Annotated in this window: 17 protein-coding genes; 8 read left to right on the top strand and 9 right to left on the bottom strand. The window is 65.4% G+C overall.

The window, feature by feature from the left end; all coding sequences use genetic code 11:
* Positions 1-72: 72 nt before the first annotated feature.
* Positions 73-1005 (bottom strand): tetratricopeptide repeat protein, encoded by a 933-nt coding sequence (locus QA649_RS23050; RefSeq protein ID WP_283019208.1) that lies wholly within the window; start codon positions 1003-1005, stop codon positions 73-75.
* A gap of 103 nt (positions 1006-1108) precedes the next feature.
* On the opposite strand from QA649_RS23050, the gene QA649_RS23045 reads away from it, so the two are divergent.
* A complete protein-coding gene (locus QA649_RS23045; protein WP_211401962.1) occupies positions 1109-1384 on the top strand; it encodes a GNAT family N-acetyltransferase in 276 nt (91 codons plus the stop codon).
* Between the two features lie 50 nt (positions 1385-1434).
* Here the strand turns inward: QA649_RS23045 and QA649_RS23040 are convergent, their stop codons facing one another.
* Positions 1435-1836 carry a DUF3597 domain-containing protein gene (locus QA649_RS23040; protein WP_283019207.1) on the bottom strand — a complete coding sequence of 134 codons (402 nt, stop codon included), beginning with the start codon at positions 1834-1836 and terminating at the stop codon, positions 1435-1437.
* 337 nt (positions 1837-2173) lie between these two features.
* Here QA649_RS23040 and QA649_RS23035 point away from each other — a divergent pair, with 337 nt between their 5' ends.
* A complete protein-coding gene (locus QA649_RS23035) occupies positions 2174-3082 on the top strand; it encodes a DUF2189 domain-containing protein (RefSeq protein WP_283019206.1) in 909 nt (302 codons plus the stop codon).
* Between the two features lie 127 nt (positions 3083-3209).
* Positions 3210-4034 (top strand): lytic murein transglycosylase, encoded by an 825-nt coding sequence (locus QA649_RS23030; protein ID WP_283019205.1) that lies wholly within the window; start codon positions 3210-3212, stop codon positions 4032-4034.
* A 73-nt stretch (positions 4035-4107) separates the two neighbouring features.
* Here QA649_RS23030 and QA649_RS23025 read toward each other — a convergent pair whose 3' ends face one another.
* On the bottom strand, positions 4108-4434 hold the full coding sequence (locus QA649_RS23025; RefSeq protein ID WP_283019204.1) for a hypothetical protein: 327 nt from the start codon (positions 4432-4434) through the stop codon (positions 4108-4110).
* 635 nt (positions 4435-5069) lie between these two features.
* Here QA649_RS23025 and QA649_RS23020 point away from each other — a divergent pair.
* From QA649_RS23020 to QA649_RS23000, 5 genes are all read left to right on the top strand, one after another.
* Positions 5070-5222 (top strand): DUF1127 domain-containing protein, encoded by a 153-nt coding sequence (locus QA649_RS23020; protein WP_007590701.1) that lies wholly within the window; start codon positions 5070-5072, stop codon positions 5220-5222.
* Between the two features lie 127 nt (positions 5223-5349).
* Positions 5350-6777, top strand: coding sequence for a methylenetetrahydrofolate--tRNA-(uracil(54)-C(5))-methyltransferase (FADH(2)-oxidizing) TrmFO (gene trmFO / locus QA649_RS23015; RefSeq protein WP_283019203.1), 1428 nt, complete (start codon positions 5350-5352; stop codon positions 6775-6777).
* A gap of 7 nt (positions 6778-6784) precedes the next feature.
* A complete protein-coding gene (locus QA649_RS23010; RefSeq protein WP_283019202.1) occupies positions 6785-7879 on the top strand; it encodes a serine/threonine protein kinase in 1095 nt (364 codons plus the stop codon).
* A gap of 95 nt (positions 7880-7974) precedes the next feature.
* Positions 7975-8526: a CAP domain-containing protein gene (locus QA649_RS23005; protein WP_283019201.1), complete on the top strand. Its 552-nt coding sequence runs from the start codon at positions 7975-7977 to the stop codon at positions 8524-8526.
* Positions 8527-8604: 78 nt separating this feature from the next.
* The gene (locus QA649_RS23000) at positions 8605-9783 is read left to right on the top strand and encodes an aminotransferase class V-fold PLP-dependent enzyme (protein WP_283019200.1); all 1179 of its coding nucleotides are present in this window, start codon (positions 8605-8607) and stop codon (positions 9781-9783) included.
* Positions 9784-9795: 12 nt separating this feature from the next.
* Here the strand turns inward: QA649_RS23000 and QA649_RS22995 are convergent, their stop codons facing one another.
* The 6 genes from QA649_RS22995 to yajC are packed head-to-tail and all read right to left on the bottom strand — an operon-like array spanning position 9796 to position 15443.
* Positions 9796-11037, bottom strand: a complete 1242-nt coding sequence (locus QA649_RS22995) for a threonine ammonia-lyase (protein ID WP_283019199.1) — start codon at positions 11035-11037, stop codon at positions 9796-9798.
* 45 nt (positions 11038-11082) lie between these two features.
* Positions 11083-11946, bottom strand: coding sequence for a phytoene/squalene synthase family protein (locus QA649_RS22990; protein WP_283019198.1), 864 nt, complete (start codon positions 11944-11946; stop codon positions 11083-11085).
* Positions 11943-12326: an MTH938/NDUFAF3 family protein gene (locus tag QA649_RS22985; protein WP_018642181.1), complete on the bottom strand. Its 384-nt coding sequence runs from the start codon at positions 12324-12326 to the stop codon at positions 11943-11945. The genes QA649_RS22990 and QA649_RS22985 overlap by 4 nt, the downstream gene beginning before the upstream one ends.
* A 60-nt stretch (positions 12327-12386) precedes the next feature.
* Positions 12387-13406, bottom strand: a complete 1020-nt coding sequence (gene secF, locus QA649_RS22980) for a protein translocase subunit SecF (protein ID WP_283019197.1) — start codon at positions 13404-13406, stop codon at positions 12387-12389.
* Between the two features lie 10 nt (positions 13407-13416).
* Positions 13417-15021, bottom strand: coding sequence for a protein translocase subunit SecD (gene secD, locus QA649_RS22975; RefSeq protein WP_283019196.1), 1605 nt, complete (start codon positions 15019-15021; stop codon positions 13417-13419).
* 47 nt (positions 15022-15068) lie between these two features.
* Positions 15069-15443, bottom strand: a complete 375-nt coding sequence (yajC, locus tag QA649_RS22970) for a preprotein translocase subunit YajC (protein WP_071913636.1) — start codon at positions 15441-15443, stop codon at positions 15069-15071.
* Positions 15444-15523 lie beyond the last annotated feature (80 nt).

Below are 15523 nucleotides of genomic sequence, written 5' to 3'. Positions count from 1 at the left end.
CTAGGGAACACGTGGGAACCGCCCGTGACCGCGCAAGAGTGAGAGCGAGGATTATTTCATATCGCACCGCAGCTAGAGCGCCCCGAGCTTCCTCAACGACTCCTGTGCCGTCTGCAAGCCCGGCTTCAATTCCAGCGCCTTCCTGAAATCGGCGATCGCACCCTGCTTGTCGCCCAGCCGCAGCTTAGCCTGTCCGCGGTTGTTCCAGGAGAGCACGTCTGAGGGATCGTATTGCAGCGCCTTGTCGTAGTCGGCGAGGCCGCCCTTGTTGTCGCCCTGAAAGAGCCGGATCATGCCGCGATTGCGCCAGCCACGTGCATCCGTCGGCGCAAGCCGGATGGCCTCGCCATAATCGGCGGCCGCACGATCGAGCTGCTCGCTGTCGCGATAGACGTTGCCACGGTCGATATAGGCGAGCATATCGGGCGCAAGCTTGATCCGCGTGGTGTAGTCGGCGAGCGCATGCGTGGTATCGTGCTTGCGGGCGTAGACGTAGCCGCGATTGGCATAGCCGGTGGCATAACTGGGATCGCGCTTGATCGCGGCGTCGAAATCGGCAATGGCGCCGTCGAGGTCCCCCTTGCTGTAGCGGGATTCGCCGCGGTTGCTGTAGGCCAGCGCCAGTGACGGATCGAGCTTGATGGCCTGGTCGTAATCGGCGATGGCGCGATCGTAGTCGCGCTTGAAGCTATAGACGCGGGCACGGTTGTTGTAGGCGCAGGCATAGTCCGGCGCGAGCCGGACCGCCTCGTCGAGATCGGACAGCGCGGCGTCGAGCTCGCGCTTCTCGGTGAAGCCATGGCCGCGATTGCAATGGGCGCCCGCGAGCCTGCGACCGGTCTCGCTCCCGGTGTCAATGACGCTCGAGCAGGCCGCGACCCGCTGGTCCGGCGTGCTGGTCGGCCCGACGCACGCCTCCCAGGCCGGACCGCCTTCGGCCGCAGCCAGCACCGGTGCCGTCGAAGCGAGCGCGACCAGCAAGGCCATGACGAGCGGGACACGCATTTTCCGGATATCTCCCCTGCGGCAACCTCCCTTGGTCGCATCTTGGCAAGGGCCGGTTCAGCCGCCTAGATCAGAGGCAGACATCGTTTCGGAAGGATTTCGCATGGCGGCATCGGTACGCGACAACAAGGACAAGAGCCGCTTCGAGCTCGATGTCGGCAGCGACATCGCCTTCGCCAATTACCGCCTGACGCCGTCGGCGGTGATCATCACCCATACCGAGACGCCGCGCGCGCTGCGCGGCCGCGGCATCGCCTCCGAGCTGGTCAAGGGTGCGCTGGATCTGATCCGCCGCGACGGCAGGAAGGTGATCGCCGGCTGCGGCTTCGTCGTCGACTATCTCGACAAGCATCCGGAGGATGCCGACCTCGTCGCCTGAACGCAAAAGGGCCCGCGCGATCGCGGGCCCTTCGACGACCGAGAGATCGGTCAGTGCTTGATCTCGGGCGGCAGCTTGCCGCCATTGGCAGCGAGCTTGGACATCACCTGCTTGTGCAGCCAGACGTTCATGCTGGCCGAGTCGTTCATGTCGCCGCTGTAGCCGAGCTCCTTGGCGAGGTCCTTGCGCGCGGCCAGGCTGGAGTCGATGTCGAGCGCCTTCATGAGGTCGACGATCGAGGTGCGCCATTCCAGCTTCTCGCCCTTGTGCGCGGCGACCGCCGCGTCGACGATGGCCGCAACGTCCACGGTCGCCATCGGCGCGGACGCCGGCGCCGATCCGGCTGGCGCGGTCCCTGCGGGGGCACTGCCCGGCGCTGCGCCACCGGCGGGCGCTGCGGAAGCCGGATGGCTGCCGAAGATCGCGCCCATGATTTTCCCGAAAATACTCATGTCTGCTCCCCGAAAAGGATCCGTTGGAAGGGCCTCGAGTGGCCAACTTATAGACCAAGTTACTGCGTTGCGCCCGCGGTGTTCTGCGAACCCGCGAACAGCATGAGCTTATCTGCGGCGAAATGACGGCCGAATGACATCGTCGAGGTTGCATTGCGGCATCAAATTTCACCCAGGCGTGAGGGACAGGACTCGGAATTGGGAGTAGCCTCAAGGTTCAACTCGCGATCCCGTCCGGAATTCGCGTCTGGTTGGAATCGCGAAACTCAGAGAAGAGCGGCCGCTTGCGCCGTTTGCCGGCGTCGAGTGCGGCTGCCCGGCAAGGGAGCTAGCGACCATGGCGACACTCTACCAGGGCAATGTCCCGACGATGGCCCAGCCCACTGATGCGGCTGGACCAGTCATTCGAACCATTCGCCTGTCCGATCTGCACGAGGCGCTCCGGCGCGGCTGGGAGGATTTCAAGGCGGTTCCGAGCCACGCCATCATCCTGTGCGTGATCTATCCGGTGCTGGGCCTCGTGCTCGCCCGCGTGGTGATGGGCTATTCGGTGCTGCCGCTGCTGTTTCCGCTGGCCGCGGGCTTCGCCCTGATCGGCCCGTTCGCCGCCCTCGGCCTCTACGAGCTGTCGAGCCGACGCGAACGCTATGAGGAGGCCAGTGCCTGGGATGCCATGGAGGTGCTGCGCTCGCCTTCGTTCGGCGCGATGCTCGGCCTCGGCACGCTGCTGCTCGCGCTGTTCGTGACCTGGGTTGCCACCGCGCAGGCGATCTATGTCGCGGCGTTCGGTTATGAGGGGGTGACTGGGATCTCGGATTTCCTGACGCGCGTGCTGACGACCCGGCAGGGCTGGTGGCTGATCGTGGTCGGCTGCGGCACAGGCTTCCTGTTCGCGCTCGCCGCGCTCTGCCTCAGCGCCGTGTCGTTCCCGCTCATGCTCGACCGCCATGCGGGCGCGTTCGAGGCCATGGTGACCTCGCTGCGCGTCGTCGCCAGGAACCCGGTGCCGATGGCGGCCTGGGGCCTGATCGTCGCCGTGCTGCTGGCGCTCGGCACGATCCCGGCGTTCCTTGGCCTCGCCGTCGTGATCCCCCTACTCGGCCACGCCACCTGGCATCTCTACCGCAAGGTGATCGTCTCCGATCCCGGCGCGCGGCCCGTACCGCCTCCGCCGCATCGTCCGCGCAAACCGGCCGCCGACTTCCCCGCCAATCTCTTCCCGTGGCGGAATCGAACGGACGCTTAACGATCTCGTGACATCCGATCCTGCCCGGTTGCGGGCAGGATCGGCCCACCATGCGCCTTGCTTTGGCCGCGGTTACAATCAAAATTGCGCCGCCGGTCAGATCACTTCACGGAATCCATTTCATCTGATGACCCCGACGATTTCTCGTCTCGCTCTCGCAGCCCTCGCCCTCTCCGCGTCAATCCTCTCCGCCGAGCCAGCGCTTTCCGCTGCTGCCTGCGGCTCGGGCAATTTCGACGCCTGGCTTGCGGATTTCAAAGCCGACGCCGCCGCCAAGGGTATTTCGCAGCAGGCCATCACTGCGGGCCTGGCCGGCGTGACGCTCGACCAGAGCGTGCTCAACCGCGACAAGTCGCAAAAGGTCTTCACCCAGACCTTTGAGGAGTTTTCCGGCCGCATGGTGCCGCCGCGCATGACGCGCGGCTCCAACATGATGAAGCAATACGGCTCGGTGCTGTCGCGTATCGAGCAGACCTACGGCGTGCCGGGCGAGGTGCTGGTCGCGATCTGGGGTCTGGAGACCGATTTCGGCGTCAACACCGGCAAGTTCGCCACCATCCGCTCGCTGGCGACGCTGGCCTATGACTGCCGTCGTTCCGATCAGTTTCGCGCCGAGCTGCTGGATGCGCTGCGCATCGTCCAGCGTGGCGACCTCGCGCCAGCCGACATGAAGGGAGCCTGGGCCGGCGAGCTCGGCCAGACCCAGTTCATGCCGTCGTCCTGGATGAAATATGCCGTCGACTTCGACGGCAACGGCAAGCGGGATCTCCTGCACAACGCGCCCGACGTGCTCGCCTCCACCGCCAATTATCTCGCCGGCTATGGCTGGCAGAAGGGGAAGGATTGGCAGCCGGGCAGCCCGAACTTCGCGGTGCTGCAGCAGTGGAACAAGAGCGAGGTCTATTCCAAGACTGTCGCCTATTTTGCCGCCCAGCTCGCGCGCGCTCCTTAAAGACACTTTGGGAACGCATAGGGCCGATCGCCCTGCGACCGGCCCTCTCTTGGGTGCGTTTGTGCCTACCCGTTTACTTGCCCATTGTGGCTTGCATCGCCTTGTTCAGATGCGCGCCGCACGCACCCATCTTGCCGTTGAGCAGCGAATCCTGCGCCGCCGCGATCTCCTTCTGCGCGACGAACTTGCTGTCGCCGTCGGCCATGTTCTCGATCGCGGTCTCGGTCTTCTCCAGATTGGCCCCGCTGCAACCACCCATGGCGTGCTTGGCGGCCTGGGCCGGCGCGACGGCGAATGCGGCGGCGGCAATTGCGATAACCCCGAGTAACTTCGTCATGATGTTACTTTCCTTCTCTTGTTCTTGGGACAGACCCAGCGACATTGCCGGAATCTGCAGCATGACTTTCCTCCGGTTGCGGCAACTTGCCGCAATAAATTCCCCGCGAGATTTGCGTGATGTTGCGCGCCGCGCAGAGCCGCATGCGAAACTTCTGATTTTCATTACAACTTGGTAATCGGGACACGCACGCCTGGCGTGTGTGCATCGCATCAACGGGACGCGGTCAGCTCACTGACGCGATGGCGGCGAATGTCGCCGAAGGTCATGAGAGTACTCGTGACGGCGGCGCCGACGAATCTAGCTTGCGGTCGCGACGGAAAACGCTCCAAATACTAGAATATATATTCATTTCTATATCGGCCCCGATTCATGCGAATCGCGCATGCGAGACTTGGGCTTACAAGCTGACCCATGGTGTTGCCGATCACGGAGACGCAACTTATTTCACTCCTCATCGGAACCGCCATGCCCGCTATAAGACCGTGATTTCACGGCCTTTTGTTGCGGTGTAGGGTTAGTCCCGCCCACCTGTTGGGCAGGACTGCCAAGAGGTTAATCGCCCCTTACCGATGCTATGCGCCCGCCGCTTAGCTGCATCGCAACATCGGAACTTTCGCACTGCACCACTCTCACCTATATTCATTTCAACGATGACGCCTTAGGCAAAGGCTGAATCGAACTACAGGAGACTACCAATGCTGCTCTCGCTCATCCGCATGATCCAGGCCTTCCGGGACTATCAGCGCAATGTTGCCGAGTTGTCCCAGCTCAGCGATCGCGAACTGGCCGACATCGGCCTCGATCGCTCGGACATCCCGCGCGTTGCCGCCGGCCAGTATCAGGGCTGAAATCGTTCAGCCCTTCACCGGAACGAACCGATAGCGCCCGCCTCGTGCGGGCGTTGTCGTTTCCGGAGGCAGAAAACTCGATCTCGGCGATTCCACTCGTCGCCAAAAAGCGCTACCTGTCCGCCCCATGACAGGACCCCATTCCAATAATGTGCATGTGATCGGCGCCGGCCTTGCGGGCTCCGAGGCCGCCTGGCAGGTCGCCAAAGCCGGCGTGCCCGTGGTGCTGCACGAGATGCGGCCGGACCGCATGACCGAGGCGCACCGCACCGACGGGCTCGCCGAGCTCGTCTGCTCCAATTCGTTTCGCTCGGATGACGCCGCCAACAATGCCGTCGGCCTCCTCCACGCCGAGATGCGCCGCCTCGACTCGCTGATCATGCGCGCAGCCGACGCCAACCAGGTGCCCGCCGGTGGCGCGCTCGCGGTCGATCGCGAGGGCTTCTCTGCGGCCGTCACCAAGGCGCTGAACGAGCATCCCCTGATCGAGATTGCCCGCGGCGAGGTCGCAGGCCTGCCGCCGTACGACTGGAGCAACGTCATCGTTGCGACCGGCCCCCTCACCTCCGCCCCGCTGGCCGACGCCATCCGCGAGCTGACCGACGAGAGTGCCCTCGCCTTCTTCGATGCGATCGCTCCGATCGTGCACCGCGAATCCATCGACATGTCGGTGGCTTGGTTCCAGTCGCGCTACGACAAGGTCGGCCCCGGCGGCAACGGCGCCGACTACATCAACTGCCCGATGACCAAGGAGCAGTATGACGGCTTCGTCGCAGCCCTGATCGCCGGCGAGAAGACCGAGTTCAAGGAGTGGGAGACCAACACGCCCTATTTCGACGGCTGCCTGCCGATCGAGGTGATGGCGGAGCGCGGGCCTGAGACGCTGCGCCACGGCCCGATGAAGCCGGTCGGCCTCACCAATCCGCACGATCCCACCACGAAGGCCTACGCCATCGTGCAGCTGCGCCAGGACAACAAGCTCAGCACGCTCTACAACATCGTCGGCTTCCAGACGAAGCTGAAATATGGCGAACAGCAGCGCATCTTCCGCACCATTCCAGGGCTGGAGAAGGCCGAGTTCGCCCGCCTCGGCGGCCTGCATCGCAACACCTTCCTGAATTCACCAAAGCTGCTCGACAGCCAGTTGCGCCTGCGCGCGCAGCCGCGGCTCCGCTTTGCCGGCCAGATGACGGGCTGCGAGGGCTATGTGGAATCGGCCAGCGTCGGCCTGATTGCCGGCCTCTACGCAGCCGCGGATGCGCGTGGCGAAACGCTGACGAGCCCGCCGGGCACGACGGCCCTCGGGTCATTACTTGGCCACATCACCGGCGGCCACATCGAGACGATCGAGCCGGGCACGCGCTCGTTTCAGCCGATGAACATCAATTTCGGACTGTTCCCACCGCTCGCGAGCGTGCCGACCAAGAAGCCCGACGGCACGCGGCTGCGCGGCAACGAGAAGACGGTGGCCAAGAAGCAGGCGATGAGCGCACGGGCGCTCGCCGATCTCGATCGCTGGATCGCCGATCACCTGCGCATTGCCGCCGCCGCGTGAGTTTTCGATGAGCCTCCCCAAAGACGACGCCGCAGAGCTCTCGGCGCGCTGGATCGAGGGCGTGCTGCTCAAGCGCGACGTGTTCTCGACCGTCGAGCGCGGCCGCTTCCGCGGTGACAATTGCGAGGTCGACGCGGTGCTGCGTCGGCTCGACGAGGTGCCGTGGTGGTCGTTCCTGCTGGCACGGCATCTATTCGCACGCGAGAAGCATGCGCTGGCCCTCGCCAAGGGCCTGAATGTCGGCCCAGAGCTGCTCTGGGCCGGCCGCCGCGCCTTGGTGCGCGGCTTCGTCGACGGCGTCGCACTGCATCTGGCAAAGCCCCATGGCGACCTCGCCTATTTCCGTTCGGCCAAGGCGGCGCTGCGGCGGCTGCGTCGTGCCGGCATCTGCCACAACGATCTCGCCAAGGAACAGAACTGGCTGGTCGGCCGTGACGGCCGCGCCTATGTGACGGACTTCCAGCTCGCCGCGTGCTTCGCGCGGCGCGGCCGGCTGTACCGCATCCTCGCCTATGAAGACCTGCGACATCTGCTCAAGCACAAGCGCTCCTACGCGCCGGAAGCGCTGACGCCGCGCGAGCGAAAAATCCTGGCGAAGAAGTCGTTCGCCGCGAGCCTATGGCTTGTCACCGGCAAGAAGGTCTACCGCGCCATCACCCGCGGCCTGTTCAATTTCACCGACCGCGAGGGCGGCGGCCGGCGGCTCGTCAACGATGCGCCGGTTCTGGCCGAGCTGATCCGCAAGAATCCGGCGGTGCGTGACACCGCCATCGTCGCCTTTGCCGATCGGCGCTCCGGCGTCGGTCTCTATGCCTTCGTCGAGGCGGATCAGGCCACGCTCGAAGGCCAGCTCCGAAGCGAGCTTTCGGCCGCCAAGGGTCCCAAGCCGCCGGAGCACATCCAGGTGGTGCACGCGCTGCCGCGCGACACCAGCGGCAAGCCGCGGACCGAGATCCTGCAACTGGTCGCCATGAACCAGCTCGACCTGATCGAGCCGATGATGAAGAACGACCAGGACCGCGCCTTCCTCAAGGATATCCTGGAACAGCGCAAGAACCTGCGCGACCGCTTCAATTTCGAGGCGGACCTGCCGGCCGGCTAGTCTGGCGGCCCGCGCCTTGAAGCGTCCACAATGGCGATAGAGAAGCGGTCGGATCATTCGGGCTTGGCGGGGTCATGGGCACTGGGGGGACGACGATGTGGCGTGCGGTTGGCGGTCTGATCGCGGGCGCGCTGCTGCTTGCGGCCGCCCCCGCAATGGCCGATTCCCCGGCCGAGCAGATCTCGAGCTTCCGCCTCAAGCACGGTGAAGTCCGCGTCGTCCGCGACGCCACGCTCGACCGCATCGCCATGGACCAGGCCCGCGCGATGGCGGCAAAGGACGATCTCAGCCACGACGCGCTCGGCCCGTTCAACCGGCGCGTCGCCCCGGCCGGCGCCGGCCGCGCCGCCGAGAACATCGCCTATGGCTACGACAATTTCGAGAAGACGCTCGGGCAGTGGATCGACTCGTCCGGGCACCGCAAGAACCTCCTGCTGCACAACGCCTCCCGCGTCGGCATCGCGAGCGCCAGGAACGCCAGCGGCAAGCGCACCTATTGGGCGATGGTGATCGCCGGTGATTACGAGCCGAAGGGCAAGAAGAAAAAGGATAAGGAGCCGCTGGTTGCCGTCAAACGCGAGGCCGCACCTGCCAGCAAGCCCAAATCCAGCAACTGCCACGTCAAGCTGCTCGGCCTTTGCATCTGAGGCCCAGCCCGGCCGTCTTGCTCACAATCCTCGACGCATCTAATTCATGCTCGAAGATCGCGAGAAGCGGAGGCGCAAGTGATCGACATCGACCGAATTCGTGCCGACACGCCGGCCACCTCTCGGCTCGCCTATCTTCATAACGCCGGCGCGGCCCTCATGCCGGCGCCGGTTGTCGCGGCGATGAAGGAGCACATCGATCTGGAGAGCGAGATCGGGGGCTATGCGGCCGCCGACCGCGAGGCGAGCCGGCTTGATTCAGTCTACGGCTCGGTCGCGCGTCTGCTGAACGCCGCGTCTGACGAGATCGCGCTCGTGGAGAACGCGACGGTTGCCTGGCAGATGGCGTTCTACGCGCTGCCGTTCAGCAAGGGCGACCGCATCCTGACCGCCGAGGCGGAATATGCCGCCAATTATGTCGCGTTCCTGCAAGTCGCTGAACGTACGGGCGCGATCATCGACGTGGTGCCGAGCGACGCAACGGGCGAGCTCGACATCCAGGCGCTCGAACGCATGATCGACGCGCGCGTGAAGCTGATTTCCATCACCTGGGTCCCGACCAATGGCGGGCTGGTCAATCCCGCGGCGGCGATCGGCAGGATCGCGCGGGCGCACGGCATTCCCTATCTGCTCGACGCCTGCCAGACGGTCGGCCAGATGGAAGTCGACGTCGAAGCCATCGGCTGCGACATGCTGTCGGCGACGGGGCGCAAATTCCTGCGCGGCCCGCGCGGCACCGGGTTTCTCTATGTGCGCCGAGCACTGCTGCAACAGCTCGAGCCGCCGATGATCGACCATTTCGCTGCTCCCTGGGTCTCGCGCGATGAATATCGGCTGCGCGACGATGCGCGACGCTTCGAGACCTGGGAGAACAATTACGCCGCCCGGCTTGGGCTCGGCGCTGCCATCGATTATGCACTCGATATCGGCATGGGCCCCATCGAGCAGCGCTGCCGCCTGCTTACGGACCGTCTTCGCAGCGGCCTCGCCTCCATTCGCGGCATCACCGTTCGCGACCTCGGCCGCACGCCGGGTGCCATCGTCAGCTTCACGGTGGAAGGGCATGAGGCTGACGCCATTGTTCGCAGCGCCGCTGAGGCGGGCATCACCATCGGCGCTTCGGATCCGGCGAGCACACGCATCGACTCTGAAATCCGCGCGCTGCCGCCGCTCGTGCGAGCATCCCCGCATTACTACAACACGGAAGCCGAGATCGACCGGCTGATCGACCATCTCGCCGATTTGGCGCCACGCTAGCGCCGCGCGCGCTCAGGTGCAGCGTGCGCTCAGTCCGGATGCGCTGAGCCTTGCCATGACCTCCTCGAGATGCGCGCTGTCGCGGGTCTCGATCACGAGTTGCAGCAGCGTCGCCTTGGCCGGCAGGTCGGAGAAGGTCCGCTGGTGCGAGACCTCGATGATGTTGGCGCCGGCTTCGGCCAGCAGTGCCGCCACGGCGGCCAGCTGCCCGGGCCTATCAGGGATATCGAGCGACAGTTGGGTCAGGCGCCCCTCGCGCGCGAGTTCGCGGGTGAGGACGGAGGCGATCAGCCTTGTGTCGATGTTGCCGCCGCTCAGGACGAGGCCGACCTTCTGGCCGGCGAATCGAGACGGATCGGACATCAACGCGGCAAGGCCGGCGGCGCCGGCGCCTTCGACAACCGTCTTCTCGATCGAGATCAGGGTCGCCAGCGCGCGCTCGAGCTCGGCTTCGTTGACCAGCGCGATATCGTCGACGAGGCGGCGGACGATTTCGGTCGTGATCTTGCCCGGCGATTTCACCGCGATGCCTTCGGCGAGCGTGTCGCCGCGCGCCGGAAGATTGCCGTCGTGGATCGCATTGTGCATCGAGGGATAGAGCCAGGCCTCGACGCCCAGGACCCGCAGCGACGGCTTGATCGACTTCGCGGCAATGGCGATGCCGCTGATCAGCCCGCCGCCACCGATCGGGACGACCAGCGTGTCGAGCTCCGGCACGGCCTTGAGCATCTCGAGGCCAACGGTGCCCTGCCCCGCGATCACGAGCGGATCGTCGTAAGGATGGACGAAGATCATGCCGCGGGCTTCGCCGTGGCTGCGGGCAAAGGCAGCCGCCTCTTCCAGCGTCGCGCCTGTCACCACCACCTCGGCGCCGTGATGCCTTGTGTTCTCGACCTTCACCATGGGCGTGCCGATCGGCATCACGATGGTGGCGGGAATGCCGAGCCGCCTGGCGTGATAGGCGACGCCCTGCGCGTGATTGCCCGCGGACATCGCGATCACGCCCCGCGCGCGCTCCTCCGGCGTCAACGCAGTCAGACGATTAAGCGCACCGCGCTCCTTGAATGAGGAGGTGAACTGGAGGTTCTCGAATTTGAGCCAGATGTCGCAGCCGCAGATACTGCTCAGTGTACGGCTGTAGCTGCAGGGCGTCTCGACGACGGCGCCCCGGATGATCTCCGCGGCGGTGTGAATATCGCCAGGTGCGACCGGAAGGCCGCTGAGATCGGAGGACGTTTGGGACAACTCAGCCATAGGACAGCATAGAGCATTTGCTTAGGCCAGGCGATAAGCCAACCGCTATTTGGTAAATTCCCGGGAACGTGAAGCCCGCCATAATGTCCACAGCGTCCGCAGCCGCGACGGTGGCTGCGGCGCAAACGGATTGCGCCCGGGCTGCGACAGGCGCTTGAGGTCGGCCTGCGCCTGGCTTAGCGGCAGAAACGCCGGTCGCACCGACGGCGGCAGCTGCGCCAGCAGCGACAAGGCCGTGGTCACATGCTGCTGCGCCTCGCCGGCGAGCTGGTCCAGCACGGCACGCAGGCTCGGCGTCTCCTTGCCGGCGAAGACATCCTCCATGCTGCAGCCATGGCTCGCCAGCACCTGTTGCGGCACGAACAATTGCCGGCGCGCGGCATCGCGCGGCAGATTGGCGATGATTTGCACGATGCCCTGCGCCAGCCCGGCGTGCCTCGCGAGATGCTCTGCCACGTCCGACGGCGCCCCCATGATCCGGGCTGCGAGCATGAGCAGCGCCGATGAGGTCGCGGCCAGATAGCCCTCCAGCGCCGCCATGGTCGGCATGGGATCGTTGTAGAGATCGAACTGGTGCTCGTCGGCGAGCAGCGACAGCGGCTCGACCGGCAGGTCGAAATCGCGGATCGCGCGCAGCAGCTCGGCCGCCACCGGATTGCCCTCGGCGCTGCCATGGACATGGCCCGAGAGCATGTCGGTCCACCATTGCAGGCGGATTTCGCCGGGCAAGGGCTGGCTCACCTGGTCGCGGACGCGGACGATCTCGACATTGAAAGCATAGAGCGCCAGCAGCGCGCGGCGCTCGGCGGCGGGCGCGAACAGCGTCGCGGCGTAGCGCGGAAAGTCGTGGCTGCGCACGAGATCGGCGCAGAAGGCAGCAGAATCGGGCGGCGGCGGCGCGGCGCTCATGGCACGGCGATCAGCGCGGCTGCGACGCGCCGCCGTTCGCCGATCATGATGTTGTAGGTGCGCACGGCCGGGCCGGTCTGCATCGTGTCCAGCACCACCCTCACCGCCTTGAGCGCCTGGCGCAGCTCCGGCGGCGGCAGCCAGTGGCCGGTTCCGGTGCCGACCAGGAGCGTGTCGATGCTGTTGGCCGCCGCGAACACCCGATCCAGCGAATAGCGGTCGATCTTCGCGGGGTCCGTCACGTCCCAGGCCCAGATCGCGTCGGGGAGGCAGAGCAGCGATCCCCGATGCGACATGCCGGCAAAGGCGAAGCCGCCCTTGCCATAGGCATCGATCGGCGCCGAGCGCGGGAAATGCGGTGCGTTGGGATCGCCGGCCATCTGGTTCGTCCGAATGAGCTTATCGCCCCCGCAAACGCCTGCGGGGGCCTGCAGTTCGGATCATGCCTTGTTTTTCTTCGCCGGCGTAGCCGTATCGGGCGCATCCTCGCGATGCTCGCCGACGCCGAGATAGATCAGAATCGGCGCCGCAATGAAGATCGAGGTGTAGGTGCCGACCAGCACCACGCCGAACATCATCACCGCGGTGAAGCTGTGGATGGCGTGGCCGCCGAACAGCAGCAGCGCGAGCAGCGCTAGCGTCACCGTGACGTGGGTGATGATCGAGCGCGACAGCGTCGAGTTGATGGACTCGTTGAGCAGCTGCGGCATCGGCATCTTCTTGTAGCGCCGCAGCATTTCGCGGATGCGGTCGTAGATGACGACGGTGTCGTTGAGCGAATAGCCCAGAATGGTCAAAAGCGCCGCGATGCTGGTCAGGTCGAAATCGACCTGACTGATCGACATGAAGCCGATCGTCAGCACGATGTCGTGCACGTTGGCGATCATGGCGCCCAGCGCGAACTGCCATTCGAAGCGGAACCAGAGATAGATCAGGATCGCGACGATCGCGAGCATCAGGCCGAGCATGCCATAGGCCAAGAGCTCACCGGCAACGCGCGGACCGAGCACCTCGGTGCGCTGAATGTCGACGCTGTCGCCGAGCGCGCCACGAAGCTTCTGCAGGGCTGCCTGCTGTGCGGCGTCGCCCCCCGGCTGTTCCGCAACGCGGATCAGCACGTTCTCGGGGCCGCCGAACTGCTGCAACTGGACTTCGCCGAGACCCAGGGCGTCGAGCTTGGTGCGCATCGCCGCGATGTCGGCGGTGCCGGACTTCGCCTTCACCTCCAGCAGCGTGCCGCCCTTGAAGTCGATACCGAGGTTCAGCCCGTGGGTGAAGAACAGCGTGATGGCGACGATCGACAGCGCGGCCGAGATCGGGAAGCTGATGCGGCGGAAGCGCGTGAAGTCGAAATGGGTATTATCAGGAACGATGCGCAGCGACGGCAACAGGCCAAGCGCCGCGACCACGGTGAGGATGGCAATGAGGACGCCGAGCCCGATGAGAACGGTGTGAGTCACGATCAGGCTCCTAGATCGGCACGCTCTGCGGCCGCTTCCACCGCACCCACCAGGCGACGATCAGCCGGGTCAGGGTGAAGGCGGTGAACACCGTGGTGATGATGCCGATGCCGAGCGTCACGGCGAAGCCGCGCACCGGGCCGGTGCCGATGTAGAACAGCACGGCGGCGGCAATGAAGGTGGTGATGTTGGAATCGAGGATGGTGGCGAGCGCCCGCTTGAAGCCCGCGTCGATCGCCGAGATCGCGTTGCGGCCGCCGCGCAGCTCCTCGCGGATGCGCTCGTAGATCAGCACGTTGGAGTCCACCGCGATGCCGACGGTGAGCACGATGCCGGCGATGCCGGGCAGCGTCAGCGTGGCATTGAGCAGCGACAACAGACCGAAGATCATGGCGACGTTGATCGCGACCGCGACGTTGGCGAACACGCCGAACAGCCGGTAGGTCAGCAGCATGAAGATGATGACCAGGATCGAGCCCACATAGGCCGCAAGCTCGCCCTTCTCGATCGAATCCTGGCCGAGGCCCGGACCGACGGTGCGCTCCTCGACCACGGTCAGCGGCGCCGGCAGCGCGCCGGCGCGCAGCAGAATGGCGAGGTCGTTGGCCGATTGCACCGTGAAATTGCCGGAGATCTGGCCCTGGCCGCCGGTGATGGGCTCGCGGATGACGGGCGCCGAGATCACCTTGTTGTCGAGCACGATCGCGAAGGGCAGCCCCACGTTCTCTTGCGTCGCCTGCGCGAACTTGCGCGCACCCGAGGTGTTGAACTTGAAGCTGACGACCGGCTCGCCCGTGCGCTGGTCGAAGCTCGCCTGGGCATCGGTCAAATCGCCACCGGCGACCAGCACCTGCTTCTTGACCACGTAAGGCGTGGGCGGCGGCGAGGCGCTCATCAGCAGCTCGGATTCCGGCGGCAACCGTCCCTGCTGCGCCTGATCAGGCGGCACGGAGGTGTCGACCATGCGGAATTCCATTTTCGCGGTCTTGCCGAGCAGCTCCTTCAGGCGGGTCGGGTCCTGGAGGCCGGGGACCTGCACCAGGATGCGGTCGTTGCCCTGGCGCTGGATGACGGGCTCGACGGTGCCGAGCTCGTTGACGCGGCGCTCGACGATCTGGATCGATTGCTCGATGGTCTTGCGCATGCGGTCGAGCATCGCGGCCTGCGGGATGCTGAGGCGGATCACGCCGCCGCCGGCGTCGGACACCTCAAGGTCGCGCTGACCGCTGGATCCCATCAGGCCGCCCAGCGGCTGGGACAATTCGCGCAGCTTGGCGAGCGCCGGCTGCACGTCGGTTTCCTTGGTGATGCGAACCTCGGCCGCGTCGTTGCGCACGGTGACGCCGCCGGTGAAGCCGATCTTGGCGTCGCGCAGCGTCCGGCGAACGTCGTCGCGGATCTGGTCCAGCCGCTCCTTCTTCACGTAGTTGGAATCGACCTCGAGCAGCAGATAGGAGCCGCCCTGAAGGTCGAGGCCAAGCACGAGCCGGCGCTGCGCCCAGGCCGGCCAGGTCTTGACCTGCGCTTCGGGGAAGAAGTTCGGGACCGCGCAGAGGCACACGATCAGCGCCGTCAGGATAATCCCGAGCGCCTTCCACCGCGTGAAATACAACATCGACTGGACCTGTCAGATCGGGAGACTTGAGATGCTCGCGGAAGCGCTCACTTCGACGCGGCGTCGTCCTTGGCGGCTTCCTTGCTATCCTTGGATTCCTTCGCCGGCTCGCCCTTGGCGCGCACGCCGGAGATCATCTGGCGCATCTGCCGCACGCGCACGCCGTCGGAAATCTCGAACTCGATCTGGTCGTCGTCGACGACCTTGGTGACCTTGCCGACGAGGCCACCCGAAGTCACGACGGTGTCGCCGCGGCGGATGTTCTTCACGAGGTCGGCATGGTCGCGCACCTTCTTCTGCTGCGGGCGCAGAATCAGGAAGTACATGATCACGAAGATCAGGGCGAACGGCAGCAGCGACATCAACATGCTGTTGGTGTCGCCGGCGCCCGCGGCCTGGGCATACGCAGGGGTAATGAACATTCGGACGATCCTCGTAGGAACGGGGGAAAGCCGGTCAGGCCCTCAAGGGGCGACCGGCTCGGTCAAATTCGCGCGGACTA

Source organism: Bradyrhizobium sp. CB1717 (assembly GCF_029714325.1).
Classification (GTDB): Bacteria; Pseudomonadota; Alphaproteobacteria; order Rhizobiales; family Xanthobacteraceae; genus Bradyrhizobium.
The sequence above is the reverse complement of the archived record's forward strand: the minus strand, read 5'-3'. Positions and strand labels throughout refer to the sequence as shown.